The organism is Aquabacterium sp. (assembly GCF_036279655.1).
Taxonomy (GTDB): Bacteria; Pseudomonadota; Gammaproteobacteria; order Burkholderiales; family Burkholderiaceae_C; genus Aquabacterium.
Map to the genome: position 1 here is coordinate 1 of NZ_DASUIT010000012.1, position 5,311 is coordinate 5,311.

The 5,311-nt window shown below is 64.1% G+C and carries 8 protein-coding genes, 1 tRNA gene and 1 pseudogene; 7 read left to right on the plus strand and 3 right to left on the minus strand.

Features of this window, described 5'->3' with window-relative positions; all coding sequences use genetic code 11:
• The 6 genes and pseudogenes from VFW84_RS01330 to VFW84_RS01355 form a co-directional block, all read left to right on the plus strand.
• Positions 1-133: pseudogene (locus tag VFW84_RS01330) on the plus strand (branched chain amino acid aminotransferase); the annotation flags it as partial.
• Between the two features lie 25 nt (positions 134-158).
• Positions 159-377: a zinc-finger domain-containing protein gene (locus VFW84_RS01335; protein WP_329678627.1), complete on the plus strand. Its 219-nt coding sequence runs from the start codon at positions 159-161 to the stop codon at positions 375-377.
• Positions 378-449: 72 nt separating this feature from the next.
• Complete coding sequence (gene purU / locus VFW84_RS01340) at positions 450-1,334, plus strand: formyltetrahydrofolate deformylase (RefSeq protein ID WP_329678628.1); 885 nt, start codon at positions 450-452, stop codon at positions 1,332-1,334.
• 11 nt (positions 1,335-1,345) lie between these two features.
• Positions 1,346-1,804: a YybH family protein gene (locus VFW84_RS01345; RefSeq protein ID WP_329678629.1), complete on the plus strand. Its 459-nt coding sequence runs from the start codon at positions 1,346-1,348 to the stop codon at positions 1,802-1,804.
• A 15-nt stretch (positions 1,805-1,819) separates the two neighbouring features.
• A complete protein-coding gene (locus VFW84_RS01350) occupies positions 1,820-2,818 on the plus strand; it encodes a YheT family hydrolase (protein ID WP_329678630.1) in 999 nt (332 codons plus the stop codon).
• A gap of 11 nt (positions 2,819-2,829) precedes the next feature.
• Entirely contained in the window at positions 2,830-3,375 is a 546-nt protein-coding gene (locus tag VFW84_RS01355; RefSeq protein WP_329678631.1) for a DUF2946 family protein, read from the plus strand.
• Positions 3,376-3,423: 48 nt separating this feature from the next.
• On the opposite strand, the gene VFW84_RS01360 is transcribed toward VFW84_RS01355, so the two are convergent.
• Entirely contained in the window at positions 3,424-3,966 is a 543-nt protein-coding gene (locus VFW84_RS01360; RefSeq protein WP_329678632.1) for a c-type cytochrome, read from the minus strand.
• Between the two features lie 188 nt (positions 3,967-4,154).
• On the opposite strand from VFW84_RS01360, the gene VFW84_RS01365 reads away from it, so the two are divergent.
• A tRNA-Arg gene (locus tag VFW84_RS01365) sits at positions 4,155-4,230 on the plus strand.
• Between the two features lie 41 nt (positions 4,231-4,271).
• On the opposite strand, the gene VFW84_RS01370 is transcribed toward VFW84_RS01365, so the two are convergent.
• Both VFW84_RS01370 and VFW84_RS01375 read right to left on the minus strand, forming a co-directional pair.
• The gene (locus VFW84_RS01370; protein WP_329678633.1) at positions 4,272-4,535 is read right to left on the minus strand and encodes a hypothetical protein; all 264 of its coding nucleotides are present in this window, start codon (positions 4,533-4,535) and stop codon (positions 4,272-4,274) included.
• A 44-nt stretch (positions 4,536-4,579) separates the two neighbouring features.
• A complete protein-coding gene (locus VFW84_RS01375; protein WP_329678634.1) occupies positions 4,580-4,813 on the minus strand; it encodes a helix-turn-helix transcriptional regulator in 234 nt (77 codons plus the stop codon).
• Positions 4,814-5,311 lie beyond the last annotated feature (498 nt).

Here is a 5,311-nt window from a genome sequence, read left to right on the forward strand (position 1 = left end):
CATCCGCGAGCTCGATCGCATCCATATCGGGCAAGGCTCGCGCGGCCCCATCACCGAGAAGATCCAGAGCGCCTTCTTCGACATCGTCAATGGCCGCAATCCGAAGTACGCCAGCTGGCTGAGCAAGGTTTGATCTCTGAGCACAAAGGATTGACGCGATGAGCAACAACACCTCTCAAGCCAAGGCGGTGGTGGAAGTGGTCGCCGGCGACCTGCAGGGCCCGGGCGTGGTCTTCTGCCCCAACCCCAAGCAGCAGCTCTGGAGCCAGCACCCCAAGGTCTACATCGATGTGGCCTCGACGGGTGAGGGCAAGTGCCCCTACTGTGGCACGGTCTATCAGCTCAAGGCCGGCGAGAAGGTCGGTCACGGTCATTGATCGCCTGACGGCGTCGATGTCGACACAAGCCCGGGTCCTTCCCGGGCTTTTTCTTGCACAATGCCCCCCATCATGAAGACCCCGCACGAATTCGTTCTCACCCTGTCGTGTCGTGACACCACCGGCATCGTCCATGCCGTGTCAGGACTGCTCTACCAGGCTGGTTGCAACATCATCGATTCGCAGCAGTTCGGCGATGTTCAGTGCGATGACAGCACGGGCCTGTTCTTCATGCGGGTGCACTTTCAGGCCCCCGACCATCTGGCGGATACGGGCACGCTGGACAAGTTCTTTGCGCATGTGCGTGAGCAGTTCGGCATGCAGGCCACCATCCGCTCGCTGGCACGCAAGCCGCGTGTGCTGGTGATGGTGAGCAAGCACGGCCATTGCCTCAATGACCTGCTGTTTCGCTGGCGCTCGGGCTGGTTGCCGGTCGAGATCCCGGCCATCGTGTCCAACCACCCCGACTACGCCGAGCTGGCGGCCAGCTATGGCATCCCTTTCCATCACCTGCCCCTGCCCACGGGTTCGGGTCCCGAGGTCAAGCGGGCTCAGGAGCAGCAGGTCGAGGCGCTGGTGTCCGAGGCCCAGATCGACCTGGTCGTGCTGGCGCGCTACATGCAGATCCTCAGCCCCGAGTTCTGCGCCTTCCTCAAGGGGCGCGCCATCAACATCCACCACAGTTTCCTGCCCAGTTTCAAGGGGGCCAAGCCTTACTATCAGGCGCATGATCGGGGGGTGAAGCTGATCGGTGCCACGGCCCACTATGTGACGGCCGATCTGGACGAAGGGCCCATCATCGAGCAGGACGTCGAGCGGGTGGATCACACCCTCAGTCCCGAGGATTTCACGGCCGTGGGGCGCGATGTGGAGTGCATCGTGCTGGCACGGGCGGTCAAGTGGCACGCGGAGCACCGTGTGCTGATGAACGGTCACAAGACGGTGGTGTTCCGCTGAGGGTGTTGCACATGGCAGATTCACGTTCCCAGAAGGTGGCCAAGGCGGCCCTCATGGCCACGGCCGATGACACCGAAGCCGCTTTCTATGAGGCCATGCAGCATGCCGACATCGATCGCCTGATGGCAGTGTGGTCGGACGACGACGAGATCGCCTGTGTGCATCCCGGTGGCCCGCGCCTGGTGGGCAGTGTGGCCATCCGCGCGGCCTTCGAAGCGGTCTTTGCCAACGGACCGGTGAGGGTGAGCGTGGCCCATGTCCGCCGCATCGAGTCGACCACCTCGGCCGTGCACCATGTGCTAGAGAAGGTGCAGGCCATGGGCCCCGAGGGGCTGCAGACGGCCTATGTGCTGGCCAGCAATGTCTATCTGCGTGGCGCGCAGGGTTGGCGCATGGTGCTGCACCATGCCAGCCCCGGTCAGGCCGATGACATGCAGGAGATGATCGAGTCGTCTTCCGTGCTGCACTGACGAAGGGCCCGGCCCATGCACGATTGGCGAGCGCCCACCTGGCTGGGCGGTTCCGGGCGGCTGGGGGGCAACCTCCAGACGATCTGGCCCGCGCTGTTCTCGCGGGTGGCCCCGGACGCACCGGTGCTGCTGACGGGGCGCCTGGAGCGCTGGATCGCCCCGGATCAGGACTTTGTTGATGTGGACTGGCTGGCCGAGCCGGCCACGCCCCAATCGCCCCTGCTGGTGCTCTTCCATGGCCTGGAGGGTTCTTCGCGCAGCCACTATGCCCAGGCCTTCGGGCATTGGGCCTGGGAGCGTGGCTGGGGCTGTGCCGTACCGCATTTCCGGGGGTGCTCGGGTGAGCTCAATCGGGCGCCGCGCTTCTATCACAGCGGGGATCACGCCGAGATCGATTGGTTGTTGGCGCGCTTTGCCCAGAGTCACCCGCTGGGGCCCCGTGTGGCCGTGGGGGTGTCACTGGGGGGCAATGTGCTGCTGCGCTGGGCTCAGGAGTCGGGGCACAGCGGCCGCGCGCTGGTGCGGGCGGTGGCGGCGGTGTCGTCGCCCCTGGATCTGGCGGCGGCTGGGCACGCCATCCGGCAGGGTTTCAACCGCGCGGTCTACAACCGCATGTTCATGGCCAGCATGAAGCCCAAGGCGCTGGCCAAGCTTCGGCATTTCCCGGGGCTCTACGATGAGGCCACCCTGCTGCGCGCGCGTGATCTCTATGAGTACGACAATGTGGTGACCGCGCCCCTGCATGGTTTTGCCAGCACCGAGGACTATTGGGCGCGCTGTTCGGCCGGGCCTCGTCTGAAAGGCTTGACCGGCATCCCTGCGCTGGTGCTCAATGCACTGAATGATCCTTTTGTGCCGGCGGCCAGTCTGCCAGGGCCGCAGGACGTGAGTTCCTGGGTGACCCTGTGGCAGCCGCCGCAGGGGGGGCACGTGGGTTTTCCGGCAGGGGCCTGGCCGGGGCATGTGGGCGCCATGCCCGAGGCTGTGGGAGCGTGGCTGGCTGGTCACCTCTGAGGAGCATAGGAATGGATGACATCGTCAAGGCGGCCCTCAAGAAGTGGCCCAACGTCCCGCATTGTTATGACTGGCTGGCGCTGGATGCGCGCGGCGACTGGTATCTGCGCGATGAGGGGGCCCAGCAGGCCGGGCCTTTCCCGCAGTCCAGGGGCAGCCGCATCAACCACGACAAGCTCAAGGAGTTCATCCAGCGCAACTACGATGTGGATGAGCGGGGCGCCTGGTTCTTTCAGAACGGCCCTCAACGGGTCTATGTGACGCTGGAGGCGGCGCCCTGGGTGCTGGGCCTGTCCCAGCAGGGGCGCGAGTTCCACATCGACACCCATACCGGGCGGGAAGTCTCCAGCGTGGTCAATTGCTGGCTGGACGAGCAGGGGCGTGTGTTCCTGGCCACCGACCTGGGGCTGGGCGTGGTGCGTTCCATGGACATGCTGGTGGCATCAGAGGCCATCGAGGCCATGGGGTGGCACCCGCAGGAGGTGGCCTTTGATGAGCTGCCGCTGCGTTATGGCTATGTCCTGAAGCCCGCCGCAGCGCCAGAGGCCTCGGCATGAAAAAAGCCGGTCAGTGACCGGCTTTGGATGTGGGGCCGAGCGACTCGTTCAGGGAGCCGACGCTGCCGATGCGGCTTCCGAGGCGGCGGCTGCCACGGCGGGGGCTTCGAACTTGGCGCCACCGGCGTTGGCCATGTGGACCACGGCACGCTTGATCTCGTCAGGAGTGAAGGTGCCGGAGTTCTGCGAAGGCATGGCGTTCTTGCCCTTCATGGCCGAGTTCCAGAGAGTTTCCAGGCCTTGCGCAATGCGAGGGCCCCAGGCAGCAGCATCGCCGAACTTGGGCGAGCCCAGTGCGCCGGCTTCGTGGCAGGCAGCGCACTGTGCCTTGTAGACGGCTTCACCGCTGTTGGAGCCGGGGGCCACAGTGACGGCCTGGATCTCGACGGAGCCCACGGGCATGATGCGTTGGGCGACGGACTCAGGCGCCAGGGCATTGCTGCCGGCGGCCGACTTGGCGGCAGAGTTCACGTAGAGCACCAGCAGGGCGATGATGACCACGGGCACGACAAACGCCAGCACCACGGCAACGATCAGTTGCTGGGGCGTCTGGATGGGGCCTTCGTCGTGGGAGTGGGGCTCTTGGCTCATGGAGTCCTCGGTGCTGGGGGGCTTTAGGGGTTGATCAAGGGGGCGCAAGTCAGGGCATGGCCCTGCACAACCACGGGATTATAAAACCCACAGAGCGGTTTTTGCTGTGTCGATGTTGCGATTGAGGGCCTGCCTGGGCAGGGATGTGCCCGGTTTCATGGGACGGGACTGCTAGAATGGCAGCCGCTGCGCCCGTAGCTCAATGGATAGAGTACTGCCCTCCGAAGGCAGGGGTTGCTGGTTCGATCCCAGCCGGGCGCGCCACTGTGGTGGCCTGGGGCAAACTGCCACGCCAGCCGCCATCATCACGCACGAAGGCGCTCTGATGCGCGAACCAACCCCTGAAAGACGCTGTCGGCCAACGCTGGCGGAAATCCGTCGGGCAGTTGGCGCGTGACTTGAGCGATGACTTCAGGCGTGCGTGCGACCAGATCATCCAGCAGGGCTTCGACGGCTTGGCCATCGACCGTGACCACGCCGTGTCGGGTTCCCTCGGTCAGCTTGACCTTGAACGGTGAGATCTGGGTGGTGCCATGCGCCAGATGCCGACTCGGATCCCGTTCATCCACAGGTCCAAGGCTCGGGTATGAGATCGTCTTCCCATGGCCTTGTGTTACCAAGTCGACCCATTGTCCGCCGAGGGCTCTGCGGCCCGGACGCCGGTTTGGGGTGTGGACTTGGCATGCAGCACCAACTCCACGCCGAGCAGGTCGAGGAGCTGAAGCAGACGTTCGGCAATGACTTTGCTGGCATTGCGTTCCAGCGCAGAATAGGTTTGCTGTGTGACCCCCAGGCGCAGCGCGACTTCGGCTTGCGTCAAGCCTGCGGCCTTGCGAAACGCTTGCATACAGTTCACGATTTGTCTTCTGGATAGACAAGTGATGGGCTGTAAATCAGAAGTACGCCACAAAGGCTGTATCTCGGAATGACAGCTTTTGGTTTGTGCCGGCGCGGGAGATCGAGTCATGCACGGCCATGCGTACAACATAGGTGTGGCGGTGTGTCAATGGCCAACGGAATGCCCCCGTGAGTGCGGTAGCGCACATTAGGGAAAGCCATGGCTGTCTACACTGTGTGTACATCCAAAGTTGGCCTTGGCGTGTTGCCCAAGTCTGCGATTGCTAGGGAGCGAGAGATGCCTGAACCCCGAGCGAATCGGCTCCTTGCAGCTTTACCCCAAGCCGAGTGGCTCCGCTGGGCACCCAAGCTGGAACGGGTGGTGATGCCGCTGGGCTCGGCCATCTACGAGTCGGGCGGCAAGCTCAATCATGTGTACTTTCCGACCCAGGGCATCGTGTCCTTGCTGTACGTGACCGAAGACGGCTCATCGTCCGAGCTGGCCGTG

Bases quoted from the DNA above. Each gene is read 5' to 3' on its own strand.
- VFW84_RS01335 (WP_329678627.1), top strand. From the start codon at position 159: ATGAGCAACAACACCTCTCAAGCCAAGGCGGTGGTGGAAGTGGTCGCC.
- purU (WP_329678628.1), top strand. From the start codon at position 450: ATGAAGACCCCGCACGAATTCGTTCTCACCCTGTCGTGTCGTGACACC.
- VFW84_RS01345 (WP_329678629.1), top strand. From the start codon at position 1,346: ATGGCAGATTCACGTTCCCAGAAGGTGGCCAAGGCGGCCCTCATGGCC.
- VFW84_RS01350 (WP_329678630.1), top strand. From the start codon at position 1,820: ATGCACGATTGGCGAGCGCCCACCTGGCTGGGCGGTTCCGGGCGGCTG.
- VFW84_RS01355 (WP_329678631.1), top strand. From the start codon at position 2,830: ATGGATGACATCGTCAAGGCGGCCCTCAAGAAGTGGCCCAACGTCCCG.
- VFW84_RS01360 (WP_329678632.1), bottom strand. From the start codon at position 3,966: ATGAGCCAAGAGCCCCACTCCCACGACGAAGGCCCCATCCAGACGCCC.
- VFW84_RS01375 (WP_329678634.1), bottom strand. From the start codon at position 4,813: ATGCAAGCGTTTCGCAAGGCCGCAGGCTTGACGCAAGCCGAAGTCGCG.